The 13,843-nt window shown below is 51.5% G+C and carries 12 protein-coding genes; 8 read left to right on the top strand and 4 right to left on the bottom strand.

Annotation, left to right across the window (positions count from 1 at the left end; all coding sequences use genetic code 11):
- Window positions 1–146 precede the first annotated feature (146 nt).
- The 4 genes from O6R05_RS02090 to O6R05_RS02105 all read left to right on the top strand — a co-directional run bounded on the left by O6R05_RS02090 (window position 147) and on the right by O6R05_RS02105 (window position 5,009).
- On the top strand, window positions 147–323 hold the full coding sequence (locus O6R05_RS02090; protein ID WP_271191885.1) for a hypothetical protein: 177 nt from the start codon (window positions 147–149) through the stop codon (window positions 321–323).
- An 81-nt stretch (window positions 324–404) separates the two neighbouring features.
- Window positions 405–2,441 (top strand): BspA family leucine-rich repeat surface protein, encoded by a 2,037-nt coding sequence (locus tag O6R05_RS02095; protein WP_271191886.1) that lies wholly within the window; start codon window positions 405–407, stop codon window positions 2,439–2,441.
- Between the two features lie 293 nt (window positions 2,442–2,734).
- Window positions 2,735–2,863: a hypothetical protein gene (locus tag O6R05_RS02100; protein WP_271191887.1), complete on the top strand. Its 129-nt coding sequence runs from the start codon at window positions 2,735–2,737 to the stop codon at window positions 2,861–2,863.
- 85 nt (window positions 2,864–2,948) lie between these two features.
- Complete coding sequence (locus tag O6R05_RS02105) at window positions 2,949–5,009, top strand: BspA family leucine-rich repeat surface protein (protein WP_271191888.1); 2,061 nt, start codon at window positions 2,949–2,951, stop codon at window positions 5,007–5,009.
- Between the two features lie 80 nt (window positions 5,010–5,089).
- Here the strand turns inward: O6R05_RS02105 and rpsT are convergent, their stop codons facing one another.
- The 4 genes from rpsT to lepB all read right to left on the bottom strand — a co-directional run bounded on the left by rpsT (window position 5,090) and on the right by lepB (window position 8,977).
- The gene (gene rpsT / locus O6R05_RS02110) at window positions 5,090–5,353 is read right to left on the bottom strand and encodes a 30S ribosomal protein S20 (RefSeq protein ID WP_271191889.1); all 264 of its coding nucleotides are present in this window, start codon (window positions 5,351–5,353) and stop codon (window positions 5,090–5,092) included.
- Window positions 5,354–5,429: 76 nt separating this feature from the next.
- Window positions 5,430–6,590, bottom strand: coding sequence for a radical SAM family heme chaperone HemW (gene hemW, locus O6R05_RS02115; protein WP_271191890.1), 1,161 nt, complete (start codon window positions 6,588–6,590; stop codon window positions 5,430–5,432).
- Between the two features lie 11 nt (window positions 6,591–6,601).
- Window positions 6,602–8,410, bottom strand: coding sequence for a translation elongation factor 4 (lepA, locus tag O6R05_RS02120; RefSeq protein WP_271191891.1), 1,809 nt, complete (start codon window positions 8,408–8,410; stop codon window positions 6,602–6,604).
- Between the two features lie 18 nt (window positions 8,411–8,428).
- Window positions 8,429–8,977: a signal peptidase I gene (gene lepB / locus O6R05_RS02125; protein ID WP_271191892.1), complete on the bottom strand. Its 549-nt coding sequence runs from the start codon at window positions 8,975–8,977 to the stop codon at window positions 8,429–8,431.
- Window positions 8,978–9,180: 203 nt separating this feature from the next.
- On the opposite strand from lepB, the gene hrcA reads away from it, so the two are divergent.
- The 4 genes from hrcA (at window position 9,181) to dnaJ (ending at window position 13,836) form a co-directional block, all read left to right on the top strand.
- The gene (hrcA, locus tag O6R05_RS02130; RefSeq protein ID WP_271191893.1) at window positions 9,181–10,197 is read left to right on the top strand and encodes a heat-inducible transcriptional repressor HrcA; all 1,017 of its coding nucleotides are present in this window, start codon (window positions 9,181–9,183) and stop codon (window positions 10,195–10,197) included.
- A gap of 4 nt (window positions 10,198–10,201) precedes the next feature.
- The gene (gene grpE / locus O6R05_RS02135; RefSeq protein ID WP_271191894.1) at window positions 10,202–10,780 is read left to right on the top strand and encodes a nucleotide exchange factor GrpE; all 579 of its coding nucleotides are present in this window, start codon (window positions 10,202–10,204) and stop codon (window positions 10,778–10,780) included.
- A gap of 28 nt (window positions 10,781–10,808) precedes the next feature.
- Window positions 10,809–12,626: a molecular chaperone DnaK gene (dnaK, locus tag O6R05_RS02140; protein ID WP_271191895.1), complete on the top strand. Its 1,818-nt coding sequence runs from the start codon at window positions 10,809–10,811 to the stop codon at window positions 12,624–12,626.
- Between the two features lie 91 nt (window positions 12,627–12,717).
- Entirely contained in the window at window positions 12,718–13,836 is a 1,119-nt protein-coding gene (dnaJ, locus tag O6R05_RS02145; protein WP_271191896.1) for a molecular chaperone DnaJ, read from the top strand.
- Window positions 13,837–13,843 lie beyond the last annotated feature (7 nt).

The raw sequence follows: 13,843 nt of genomic DNA on the forward strand, positions 1-13,843 counted from the left end.
CATCGCACATGACGGGCAAGGGGCGTTGACCCATGCACTGTAAAAAAACTATAAAAAATTTACGATGATTCAAAAAAAGAACTATGAAAAAACGAAAAAATCCATTATAATTCTCCAGTAAGACAGTATAGAAAGGGTGGACGAAGATGGCTGTTATCGGTACAATCTTCAGACGGACAGACGGACAGACGGACAGACGGACAGACGGACAGACGGACAGACGGACAGACGGACAGACGGACAGACGGACAGACGGACAGACGGACAGACGGACAGACGGACAGACGGACAGACGGACAGACGGACAGACGGACAGACGGTAATCTTTTTGTGCGCCCACACATAAGCGGCGAAGTAGACCTTACGAGGTTTATTTTGCTACTTTTTTTATTTAAGGAGGGACTATGAAAAAGAAGATCGTAATGATGGTGGCGCTGTGGCTGTGTCTACTCGTCACCGTCACCACCCACGTGTGGGCGGCAGAGCTTGAAACCTATGAACTTTCGACAGACGGCAGTGTGCGTATGGAGTATAATCCGGACACACGTACCATGAGAGTCTATGGAAACGGCAAGATGGACCCTGGAGCACGAGGCACTGTGCTTCAAGGAAAGTGGTATTCAACACAAGACAATTTTGGCACGTTGGAGTCGGATGTACTCGTCATCGAATCGGGAGTTCAATTTCCTGACAACAGCTCCAGCTTATTTGCCAGCTTTCCGGGACAGATTGAGATAGCTGACGACATTGATACGTCCAATGTCACGAACATGGAGGCTATGTTCCAGAATACGAAATCAGCCGCCCTCAATGTCGGCAACTGGGACACCTCTCACGTCACCAATATGCGTCATCTCTTTGACGGATCGCTCGCGACCAGTCTCGATGTCAGCCGTTGGAATGTGTCCAATGTTACAACGATGGAAGGTATGTTTTATGGTATGCACGCTGCGGATTTGGATTTGAGCCGTTGGGACACGTCCAATGTCACGGAAATGAGCTATATGTTCTATAACTCACCGTCTGTGAATGTCAATGTGAGCAACTGGAACACCGCCAAGGTCACGGAAATGGAATATATGTTTGCGATAGATGACAGTGTTATGGATCCCCTTACCACAACCTTTGTCACCAATCCGGACGTGAGCAACTGGGATGTGTCCAATGTTACAACGATGGAAGGTATGTTTTATAATGCCCAGGCGGCCAATCCCGATGTGAGCAAGTGGAATACTTCCAATCTTCAATATACGTACGCTATGTTTGCCCTTACCAAAGCGGCCGATCCCGACATTACCAACTGGGATTTGTCCTCTGTCGTCATGATGAGCGAGATGTTCTACGGTGCTGAAAAAGTGAAGTTCCTCGACTTCCGTCAAGGGGGTCTCAGTGCTGTGACAGATTTAGGGGGCATGGACAACACCAAAAGTTTGGAAGAAGCATGGCTCAGCAAAATGACCGCAGGCAGTACCGACCTCGCATTAAAAACGCCGTTTACCATTGACTATTACGACGCTGACGGTACCATCTATAAAACTGAAACCATTGACAACCAAGTCTTTACCATCAGCGGCGAGGACGCCGAAAAGGCGGCACAGATCCATCTGTATGTGCCAAACCTGACACCGGATGAACCGACTGAACCCGATGACCCGACGCCGATTGATCCGGATGACCCGACACCAATCGACCCAACCGAACCGGATGTGCCGGAAGTACCTGAGAAGGCAACCTCATCCGGCTCTTGGTTCGTTGCCCCTCTGGCAACCCCAGCTAAAGACAACGACACAGCCACCGAGCGTCACACCGCCTACCTCACCGGCTATCCTGACGGCACCGTGATGGCAGAAGGCGACGTTACCCGCGGGGAAGCCGCCGCCATGGTCCTTCGTCTCGCAGGCAAGAGCCTCACCCACGACGATGCCGTCTACCACGACGTGGACGCTAACGCATGGTACAGCGACTACGTCCTCACCGCCAAAGCCCTGAGCATGCTCGATGATAAAGACGGGAAGCTCCGTCCTAACGACGCCATCACCCGCGGGGAATTTGCCGCCATGCTCGCCGTCTTAGATAAAGACAGCACCGAACCAGCGACCTTCTCCGACATCGACGGTCACAAGTACGAAGCGGCCATTGAAAAAATCGCAGGGAACAAGCGCATCATCGGCTACGACGACGGGACCTTCCGTCCTGACGCGACACTCACCCGAGGCGAAGCCGTCACGATCTTAAACCGCATGTTTGACCGTGTGGCCGACGGCGTTGCCGTCGAAGACCACAGCGAGCTCAAAGCCTTCGCCGACCTCAACGTCACCGACTGGTACTACTACGAGATCGTCGAAGCGGCAAACACCCACGAGCTGGAACGCCGAGGCGGCATCGACGCCTTCGGTCGCCAATTGGAAAACTGGACCGACGTGATCGACACAGCCAGATAAATTAAAACCGCCTATGTCATCATAGGCGGTCTTTTTATGCAGTGGGACGTGCAACCTTGCCGGATGGATGGGAGGCATCGTCGGTTCACGGCAACATGTTCGGATAGGAATGCGAAGAAAAGACGAGAGCTTGGCTCACTGGCGTCCACTCTTTCGTCGCCGACTATCTAAGACAAGGGACGTGGACCTAATCCGATAAAACTAAAAAAACTGAGGTATCGTGAAAAAGTACTAGGCAACGCGGTAAAAAAGCATTATAATTTGGGAGTAAACTATAGAAAGGGTGGACAGAGATGACTGCTATCGGTACAATCTACAGACGGACAGACGGACAGACGGACAGACGGACAGACGGACAGACGGACAGACGGACAGACGGACAGACGGACAGACGGACAGACGGACAGACGGACAGACGGTAATCTTTTTGTGCGCCCACATAGAAGCGGCAAAGTAGACCTTATTTAAGAGGTCTATTTTTGCCGCTTTTTTATTTAAGGAGGGACTATGAAAAAGAAAATTGTCACGGCACTGGCGCTGTGGCTGTGTCTAGTCGTCACCGTCACCACCCACGTGTGGGCGGCGGAGATTATAACACAAGAGGTACCATCAGACGGCACCGTCTATTCGGACTATAATCCTGATACCCGCACCTTGAGACTCTATGGACAGGGTAAGCTGGATCAAATTACAGGTTCGGATTGGCCAGGATGGGGGGAAGTACCAGAGGATTTTGGGCATTTGCCTACGGATTTAATTATCATTGAATCCGGTATACAGTTTCCGGACGACTGTACTTATTTCTTTGCCGCATATGAGGGACAGTTGGACATCGCCAAGGACATCGACACGTCCAATGTGACGAATATGACGTCGATGTTTGAGTTGTCGGATATAGTGAATTTGGATATCAGCAACTGGGATACCTCTAATGTCACAAGTATGTATGGCATGTTTGCGTATTCCAAATCGACGAATCCGGATGTGAGCCGTTGGGATACGTCTAAGGTTACTACTATGCTGGGTATGTTTTATGACACGCATGCCGCCAATCCGGATGTGAGCCATTGGGATGTGTCTAACGTTACAGAGATGGGAGTCATGTTTATGGAAGCAGACTCCGCCAATCCGGATGTCAGCAACTGGGACACTTCTAGTGTTGTAGAGACGATACAAATGTTTAAGAATACGAGAGTGGCCAATCCGGATGTGAGTAATTGGGATGTATCCAAGGTCTATACTATGGATGAGATGTTTGAAAATGCACTAGCAGCCAACCCGGATGTCAGTAAGTGGGATACCTCGAATGTTGAAAGCATGGCGCATATGTTTGGGGGTAGAGATAACCTCTATTTCTATGGGGGAGGTACAGTTGGTGAACCGGTCGATACTCATAACTGGACCGGTCATATTGCCAATCCCGATGTGAGTAAGTGGGATGTCTCGAAAGTTAAGGATATGACGGGTATGTTTTTACAAGCACCGGCAGCCAATCCCGATATCAGCCATTGGAACTTAGCCAGCATTGAAAGAATGGATGATATGTTTTACGGCGCAAAAAAGGTAAAAAAACTGGACTTCCGCAATGGAGGCATTCAGGCTGTGACAGCCTTAGGGGAGCTTAGCAACACCAAAAGCTTGGAAGAAGTCTGGCTCAGCAAGATGACCGCCGGCAGTACTGACGTGGCGCTCAAAGGCCCATTTACCATCGACTATTACGACGCCGACGGGACCATCTATAAAACGGAAGAAAGTAACGACCAACGCTTTACCATCAGTGAGGACGACGCCGCCACCGCATCTCAAATCCATCTCTATCTGACTAATCCGATACCAGATGAACCGGACGTCCCTGAGGAACCAACCTCATCGGGGTCATGGCTTGTGGCACCCCTTCCTGAACCGGCAAAAGACAAGGACACTGAAGTTCACACCGCCTACCTCACCGGCTATCCTGACGGCACCGTGATGGCAGAAGGCGACGTTACCCGCGGGGAAGCCGCCGCCATGGTCCTTCGTCTGGCAGGCAAGAGCCTCACCCACGACGATGCCGTCTACCACGACGTGGACGCTAACGCATGGTACAGCGACTACGTCCTCACTGCCAAAGCCCTGAGCATGCTTGATGATAAAGACGGGAAGCTCCGTCCGAACGACGCCATCACCCGCGGGGAATTTGCCGCCATGCTCGCCGTCTTAGATAAAGACAGCACCGACAAAGCGACCTTCTCCGACATCGACGGTCACAAGTACGAAGCGGCCATTGAAAAAATTGCGGGGAACAAGCGCATCATCGGCTACGACGACGGGACCTTCCGTCCTGACGCGACACTCACCCGTGGCGAAGCCGTCACGATCTTAAACCGCATGTTTGACCGTGTGGCCGACGGCGTTGCCGTCGAAGACCACAGCGAGCTCAAAGCCTTCACCGACCTCAACGTCACCGACTGGTACTACTATGAGATCGTCGAAGCGGCGAACACCCACCGACTGGAACGCCGAGGCGGCATCGACGCCTTCGGTCGCCAATTGGAAAACTGGACCGACGTGATTGACACAGCCAAGTAAATCAAAACCGCCTATGGAGTATAGGCGGTCTTTTTATGTCCTCGGCAAGGGCAATAAAAAAACTCGGGCGAACCCGAGTCTTATTTTGCAGAGTTTAATTTTTTAGCAAGTTTTGACATCTTACGTGATGCATTGTTCTTGTGAAGCACGTTTTTGGAAACGGCTTTTTTAAGCTTCTTGTCGATTTGACGTAAGAGGACACTTGCGTCATCAGTTTTATCAGTATCAATTAAGTTTTCAAACTTTTTAATCATATTCTTAAGTTCGCTTTTTTGAGATTTGTTACGGAGCGTGTTACGCTTGGTCACATCAATTCTCTTTATCGCTGATTTAATATTTGCCATGAAATTCACCTCCACACTTCTTTTTACGCTTTTGATATTATACCATCTCAGACGCGGCTTTACAAGGCATTTCTACTCACAGGGTAAAAAAGTCGAGCTCGACGGTGTTGGCGAGGTCTTTGCCCAGGTCGGTGAGGACGTAACGGCCGTGCTCCTCGGCTATGGTGCGACGTTTCAGGTGCTTTGCGAGGGGTGTGGCGTACACGGCGTCAAAGTTTCTTCCAAAGCGGCGGGCGAAAGCTTCGGGGTCGATTCCCTCCGACGTGCGCAGGGCAAGTATGAGCCACTCGTTGATTCGATCGATGGTGGAGAGGTGTTCCATCTCGTAGGTGAGTTCGCCCTTGATGTAGGCTTCACGGGAGGCGGTGTTTTTATAGCGCAAGCTGTCGATATTTCCGGCGGCGGTGGGACCGAAGCCGAGATAGTTTTCCAGGGTCCAGTAGCGGCGGTTGTGACGGCACTCAAACCCCGGCTTTGCGAAGTTGGAGAGCTCGTAGGAGCGTCTGTTCATGTGGCACAGGCCGTTGGAAGCTCTGTGGTAGAGGGCGCGGTCCGCCTCATCGTCTAAAAAGGGAAGACGGTCTCTCATGGCGTAGAGGGGGGTGCCTTCTTCTACGATGAGGCTGTAATAAGAGACGTGGGGAATATCGTACCTGTCTACAAAGTCCAGCGTGGCGTCGATGTCCGACGGAGTTTGTCCCGGAAGACCCAGCATAAAGTCCACGGAGACGTTGAGACCCCGACTTGTGACGAGCTCGGCGGCGGCGTGGGCGTCGAAGGCGGTGTGGGCACGACCCAGGAGGCGGAGAAGCTTCGGGTTTAAGCTTTGAATGCCGAGGGAGATGCGGTTGACGCCGGCCTCTGTCACGGTGTCGACAAAGGCTGAGGTGAGGGAGTTGGGATTGGCCTCGGTGGTGATTTCAGCGCCGGTGAGAGGGGTGATGCTCTCGATGTGGCATAGTACGTCTCTGAGGTAGCTAGGGGGCACGGCACTCGGTGTGCCGCCGCCGATAAAGACGGAGACGATGTCCTTGGTCGCTAAAAAGTCGGCATAGTCATCAATTTCACCGCGGAGGGCGCGGAAGTATCCGGCGACGGCGGCGCTGTCTCCCGGGGCGCTGTAGAAGTCGCAGTAGCTACATTTGGACGTGCAGAAAGGGATGTGAATGTAGAGGGAGAGGTCTTGTTTTCGGGTAGAAAGAAAGTCCCGTGGTCGGGACGTTACAGGTTTGTTCATTAGTTTTCTCGTTATTTTTCTTCGTCGTATTTGAGTACGGCCAGGAAGGCTTCTTGCGGGACTTCCACTTCCCCCACCATGCGCATACGCTTTTTCCCCTCTTTTTGTTTTTCCAAGAGTTTGCGTTTTCGGGTGATGTCCCCGCCGTAACACTTGGAGAGGACGTCTTTTCGCAGGGCGCGGATGGTTTCTCTGGCGATGATTTTGCCTGCCACAGCCGCTTGAATCGGTACGGCGAACTGATGGCGAGGGATGACGTCGGTGAGCTTTTCGCAGATCCGCCGTCCCTTGGCATAGGCGGTGGACTCGTGGACGATGATGGAGAATGCGTCGACGACGTTGCTGTTGATGAGAATGTCGAGTTTGACCAAGTCACTTTCCCGGTAGCCGATGAGTTCGTAGTCGTAGGAGGCGTAGCCTCGGGTTTTGGATTTGAGGGCGTCGAAAAAGTCGTAGATGACTTCGTTCAGAGGCAGGTCGTATTTGATGAGGGCTCGGGTCTCTTCCAGATAGGTCATGTCGATAAAGGTGCCTCGACGGTTTTGGCAGAGGTCCATAATGGCGCCGACATAGTCGGTGGGTGTCATGATTTCGGCACGGACGATGGGCTCTTCTATCTTTGCAATTTCCGACGGGTTCGGCAGGTTGGACGGATTTTGAATTTCCAGAACCTGACCGGCGTTGGTGGTCACTCGATAGATGACGGACGGGGAGGTGGTAACGATGTTCAGATCGAACTCCCGCTCCAGACGCTCCTGAATGATTTCCATGTGCAGAAGACCTAAAAAGCCGCAGCGAAAACCGAATCCCAGTGCGACGGAGGTCTCCGCTTCGAAATCCAGTGCCGCGTCGTTGACCTGAAGTTTTTCCAGAGCGTCTCGCACTTCGGTATACTCTTCGCCCTCGCCGGGATAGATGCCGCAGTAGACCATGGGCATGGCTTTTTTATAGCCGGCGAAAGGACTCTCGGTGCGGATTTTGGCGCCGGTGATCGTATCGCCGACGGTGGCGTCCCGGACGTTTTTGATGCTGGCGGTGATGTAGCCGACGTCGCCGGCTCGAAGTTTATCCAGGGGCATATGGGCCGAGGTGACCACGCCGACTTCCACGACTTCAAAGGTCTTTTGGGTGTTGACCATGTGGATTTCATCGCCGGGCTTCACCTGACCGTCCTCGATGCGCACGTAGCAGATGACGCCCTTATAGGCGTCGTAATAGGAGTCGAAGATGAGGGCCTTTAGGGGCTTGGATTCGTCCCCTCGAGGCGGCGGAATGACTTCGACGATTTTTTCAAAGACGGCGTCGATGCCGATGCCTTTTTTGGCGGAGATCAACGGCGCCCCTTCGGTGTCCAGTCCGATGATGTCTTCAATTTCCTGCTTCACTTCGTCCACACGGGCGGAGGGCAGATCGATTTTGTTGAGGACGGGGAGGAGTTCCAAGTCCTGATCCAGGGCGAGGTAGACGTTGGCGAGGGTCTGAGCTTCCACCCCCTGAGACGCATCCACCACGACGATGGCGCCCTCACAGGCGGCGAGGGAGCGGGACACTTCGTAGTTGAAGTCCACGTGGCCCGGGGTGTCGATGAGATTGAAGGTGTATTCATTGCCGTCCTCGGCTTTGTAGATCAGACGGACGGCTTTGAGCTTGATGGTGATGCCCCGTTCTTTCTCCAGTTCCATGGAGTCCAACACCTGGGACTGCATCTCACGCTGTGTGAGCATGCCGGTCATCTCAATCATGCGATCGGCAAGGGTGGACTTGCCGTGGTCGATATGTGCAATAATAGAAAAGTTTCGAATAAAATCTTGTCGCGACATGACATCTCCTTAGTTCGGTCAGTTCATAATTCCGGCTCGGGACAGCGGCCAGAAGCGCAGTTTGACGACGCCGTTGACGTGAGCTTTTTCCACGGGCCCGAAGTACCGTGAGTCCATGCTCTTGCCGGGGAGTCGGTTGTCCCCCATGACGAAAAATTCATTCTCGCCGAGGGTCCACTCCGAGGCGTTGTAAATTTCAGTGTAATCCGATGAGGTGTAGTCCTCGTCCAAAGGCTCGTCGTTTAAAAAGACCACGCCGTCGTGGATGCTCACGGTGTCCCCGGGGACGCCGACGACACGCTTGATGTAGTCTTTACCCTCTTCATCCGGCGCGTCGATGATGACGATGTCGCCGCGGTCGGGATCGGAGAATCGAAGGGGCAGGATGAGGGCGATGAGACGGTCGTCCTGATGGAGGGTCGGTTCCATGGATTCGCCGACCACCATGTTGGAACTGAATATAAATGTCTTAATAAGCAGCGCGAGGACGATGGCCACGGCAAAGGTGCCGAGATAACTGAGCACCGTGTTCTCGCGTTTGTCTTTATTTGGATTGGTTGAGTTCATAAGAGCCTCCTTAAGCTTATATCATCGTCCATTTTATCATATTTAAAATTCAATTGAAATCTATGACCCGGCCATTCCGTGACGGCGGAGGGGAAATGTGAAAAAAGTCAAAAAATAATCTTGACATTCTTTGACTAATGGCGTATTATTAGTTCATAAGCTTTAGCACTCACTTAGAAGTAGTGCTAACAAAGGGTGGTGCTATGGATTCGAGAAAGGAAAAAATTTTAAATGCCATTATTCGTTCCTACATTGAATCGGCCATGCCTGTGGGGTCACGCACGCTGCAAAAAGGCTATGATTTCGGCGTGAGTTCCGCCACCATTCGCAACGAGATGGCGGACCTGGAGGACTTGGGGTATCTGAACAAGCCCCACACGTCAGCGGGCAGAATCCCCTCTTCCAAAGCTTATCGGTTTTATGTGGATGAACTGAACCGTCATTTCAGCGAGCTGGGTCCGTCGGCTTTTGGCGACGAGGAGGAAAGTCCTCTCAAGGGCACGCTGAAGGAACTCTATCACGAAGCGGTGGAGCGCCTGGCCGAGGCGTCGGGTTACATTGCCTATGTGATTACGGAGCAGCGTCGGGCACGGGGTATCAAACTGATACAGATTATTCCCATGGACCGCCGCAGTGTGTTGCTTCTTGTGGTGGGAAATCGAGGGGCTGTGGAAAAACACTTTCTGCCCACGGCGATTCCCATGGACGATGACACGGCACGGGGTTTGAGTGCGGCGCTGAACAGTTATTTCAGCGGTGTGGACCTTGCGGATCTGGACAGCTTCGATGTCTATCTTCGCGGCGAGGCTGGCCGGCACAAGGATCTTGTCGAGCTTGTGACACAGCGGATCAGCGCGTTTGATCGGAAGGAAAAGAAAGTTGATTTCTACTACTCCGGTCTTAAAAATGTCTTTAATTTCAAAGATGCCCTCACACAAAAGGAGGCTTTTGAAATTATGGCGCTCGTTGAAGGCCAGGACTTCAAAAAACATTTGAGCGATTTTAACGACAACCTTTGCGTGGTGATTTCCGATGAGGACAAGGGGGGACTTTTAAAGGACAATGCCATTATTCTGGCGAGATTCGGCGATGAGCACGATGTGATTTGCGGGAAACTGGGTATACTTGGTCCGCAGCATCTGGACTACGAGGCCCAGATCAAAAACGTCGTGGCCATGAGCCGACTGCTCAACAGGTCAATAGATAAACTTTTGAGGTGATAAGGTGCAAAAAGACAAACATGACCGCCAAGACGAGGCGGAGACGACAGACATGACTGAGGACACTGAGGTGCATACAGGCGATGACACGTCCGTGACCGAGGACGTGGCCGATGCACAGACAGATACCACTGAGGCGGCGGACCCTGAAGGTGACGCCGGGGTCTCTCGTGAAGACGAGCTGAAAGATCAGCTCATGCGATTGCAGGCGGACTTTACCAACTATCGGCGCCGTGCGGAAAATGAAAAGCGGGAGTATGCGTCCCTCGGGAGCGAAAAGGTGCTTCTGGAGCTTCTGAACATTGTGGACAATTTCGAACGTGCCCTTGCAGGTGCAAGCGGTGATGAGAAATTCCGCGAAGGGGTGGAGCTGATTTATGCGCAGCTTCTCGAACTTTTGAAACGCTATAACGTGGAAGCCATCGACGGTGTGGATGTGCCTTTTGATCACAACATCCATCACGCCGTGTTGGTCGAAGCCAGAGAGGGTGTGAAAGAGGACACGGTTCTCGACATTCTTCAAAAAGGCTATAAAATCAATGACAAAATTCTACGACCTGCCATGGTCAAGGTATCACAATAAAGGATAACACTTAAGGGAGGAACTATTTATGGGAAAAATTATCGGAATTGACTTAGGGACAACCAACTCTGCGGTAGCAGTTATGGAAGGTAATGAAGCGACGATCATTCCTAACATTGAAGGGAACCGCACCACGCCATCTGTGGTTGCTTTTACCAAAGACGGGGAACGTCTGGTAGGGGAAACTGCAAAGCGTCAAGCGATCACCAACCCTGATCGCACCATTCAATCCATCAAACGTCACATGGGTTCGGATCACACGGTCACCATTGACGGCAAAAAGTACACGCCGCAAGACATCTCCGCAATGATTCTTCAAAAACTCAAAGCCGATGCGGAATCTTACCTCGGCGAAAAGATTACCGAAGCGGTTATCACCGTACCGGCATACTTCACTGACGCCCAACGTCAAGCGACGAAGGACGCAGGAAAAATTGCAGGCCTTGAAGTAAAACGTATTGTCAACGAACCGACTGCCGCGGCTCTGGCTTATGGTGAAGACAAAGACGCAGAATCCACAACGGTCATGGTCTATGACCTTGGCGGCGGGACTTTCGACGTGTCCATTTTGGAACTCTCCGACGGGGTCTTTGAAGTTCACTCCACACGAGGCAACAACAAGCTCGGCGGCGACGACTTTGACCAAAAGATTATCGACTTCATCGCCGAATCGTTCAAAAAGGAACACGGTGTGGATTTGAAACAGGACAAGATGAGCTTACAACGTTTAAAAGAAGCGGCTGAAAAAGCTAAGAAAGAGCTTTCTTCCACCATGTCCACCAACATCAACCTGCCGTTTATCACCGCCACCGCTGAAGGTCCGCTTCACCTTAACATGGATCTGACTCGTGCGAAGTTCGACGAGCTGACCAAGGATCTGGTCAAAGCTACTGAACAGCCGGTTAAAGACGCCATCTCCGATGCAGGTATGAGCCCTTCAGATATTGATAAGATTCTTCTCGTCGGCGGTTCGACACGTATTCCTGCCGTACAGGCTTTTATTAAGAACTTAGTCGGCAAAGAACCGCAAAAGGATATCAATCCTGATGAATGTGTGGCCCTCGGGGCAGCTATTCAAGGCGGTGTTCTCTCCGGCGATGTGAAAGACTTGCTGCTCTTAGATGTTACGCCGCTGTCTCTTGGGATTGAAACCATGGGTGGCGTCACCACACGTCTTATCGAGCGCAACACGACAATTCCGACCAAGAAGAGCCAAACTTTCACCACAGCGACGGACAACCAAACTTCCGTTGACGTCCACGTGCTTCAAGGGGAACGTCAAATGGCAAGCGACAATATCACCTTGGGTCGTTTCCAACTGGACGGTATCGCACCGGCACGCCGCGGCATTCCACAAATCGAAGTTACTTTCGACATCGATGCCAACGGTATTGTGAACGTCTCCGCAAAAGATCTCGGCACGGGAAAAGAACAGCACATCACCATCACCTCATCTTCCAACCTGACTGACGACGAAATCGAAAAGAAGGTTAAAGAGGCTGAAATGTATGCCAAGGAAGATGAAAACAAGAAAAATTTAATTGAAGCTCGCAATCAAGCCGATACCATGATTTATCAATCCGAAGGGACATTGAATGAACTTGGCGACAAGATCAAACCGGAAGATAAAGAGAACATCGAAAAGGCTATTGCAGAGCTCAAAGATGTCAAAGACAGTGACAACATTGACGACATCAAGAGCAAAACTGAAGCCTTAACGCAAGCATTCTATGCGGTCTCAGAACAAATTTATCAACAAGCCGGCGCAGAAGGTCAAGGGGAAGCTCCTAAAGACGATGTGGTCGATGCGGACTATGAAGTCGTCGACGACGATGAAAGCAAATAAATGTAGAGAAGATAAGGCTAAATCCCAGTGATTTAGCTTTATTTTTTTGTCTTTTCACGGTAGAATAAAACTTTAGAAATGTGGTGGAAAATTGAGAAATTTATATGACGTTTTAGAAGTGAGTTCGTCGGCGACTCAAGCTGAAATAAAAAAATCTTATAAAAAGCTGGCAAAAAAATACCATCCCGACTTGAACCAAGGGGATGAGAATGCGGAGAAACAGTTTAAAGAAGTGAGCTTCGCCTATGAAGTCCTCTCCGATGAGACCAAGCGCAAAACCTACGATATGTATGGGGAAGAAGGGCTCAAGGGTGCGGCGGCAGGCGGCTCGTACGGCGCCGACTTCTCCGATCTTTTCGGAGATATTTTCGATATTTTCGGCGGCGGCGGATTCAGCGGCGGCTTTACCCGCAACTACAACGGTCCGGTGAAGGGGGATGACATTCGCTACGATTTGACCTTGGACTTTAAAGAGGCGGTTTTCGGCACGGAAAAGGAAATTTCCCTGCGTGTTCGAGAGACCTGTCACGTCTGCGGCGGCAGTGGTGCCGAACCCGGGACCACGAAAGAGACCTGTGACAAGTGTCACGGTACGGGACAAATGCACGTGGAAAAAAATTCACCTTTCGGCCGCTTTGTCCGCGTGGTGACCTGTGACAAATGCCACGGCACCGGCGAGATTATCAAGTCGCCGTGCAAGCACTGTCACGGCGCCGGCACGGAAGTGAATACCAAGAAGATCAAGGTGAATATTCCCGCCGGGGTGGACAACGGCACCATTGTCTCAGTGCGAGAAGGCGGCCACGCCGGAGAAAAGGGCGGCCCCAACGGCGATCTTTTCGTCTATATCTCGGTACGGGAAGATGAGGTTTTCAAACGGTCCGGCTATGATCTCCATGTGACGCTTCCAATTACCTACATGGACGCGGTTCTCGGGGCGGATATCAAAGTGCCGACGTTGAAGGAACTGGTGGATTACAAACTGCCGGCCGGGACGGAGGGCGGAAAGACTTTTCGCCTTAAAGGCAAGGGCGTACCTTTTGTAAAGCGGGATGCTGTGGGCGATCTCTACTTTACCACGGAGATCATTATTCCGAAGAAAGTGACCGACGAACAGCGCGCCTTGCTGGAAGAGTTGCGCAGTAACAGCGGCGATACCGTAAGTCAAAACAAATCTCTCTTTGATAAAATCAAAGACTTTTTCGATTGAGGTGACC

This window comes from Peptoniphilus equinus (assembly GCF_027921445.1).
Lineage (GTDB): Bacteria > Bacillota > Clostridia > Tissierellales > Peptoniphilaceae > Peptoniphilus > Peptoniphilus equinus.

Bases quoted from the DNA above. Each gene is read 5' to 3' on its own strand.
- O6R05_RS02090 (WP_271191885.1), top strand. From the start codon at position 147: ATGGCTGTTATCGGTACAATCTTCAGACGGACAGACGGACAGACGGAC.
- O6R05_RS02095 (WP_271191886.1), top strand. From the start codon at position 405: ATGAAAAAGAAGATCGTAATGATGGTGGCGCTGTGGCTGTGTCTACTC.
- O6R05_RS02100 (WP_271191887.1), top strand. From the start codon at position 2,735: ATGACTGCTATCGGTACAATCTACAGACGGACAGACGGACAGACGGAC.
- O6R05_RS02105 (WP_271191888.1), top strand. From the start codon at position 2,949: ATGAAAAAGAAAATTGTCACGGCACTGGCGCTGTGGCTGTGTCTAGTC.
- rpsT (WP_271191889.1), bottom strand. From the start codon at position 5,353: ATGGCAAATATTAAATCAGCGATAAAGAGAATTGATGTGACCAAGCGT.
- hemW (WP_271191890.1), bottom strand. From the start codon at position 6,590: ATGAACAAACCTGTAACGTCCCGACCACGGGACTTTCTTTCTACCCGA.
- lepA (WP_271191891.1), bottom strand. From the start codon at position 8,410: ATGTCGCGACAAGATTTTATTCGAAACTTTTCTATTATTGCACATATC.
- lepB (WP_271191892.1), bottom strand. From the start codon at position 8,977: ATGAACTCAACCAATCCAAATAAAGACAAACGCGAGAACACGGTGCTC.
- hrcA (WP_271191893.1), top strand. From the start codon at position 9,181: ATGGATTCGAGAAAGGAAAAAATTTTAAATGCCATTATTCGTTCCTAC.
- dnaK (WP_271191895.1), top strand. From the start codon at position 10,809: ATGGGAAAAATTATCGGAATTGACTTAGGGACAACCAACTCTGCGGTA.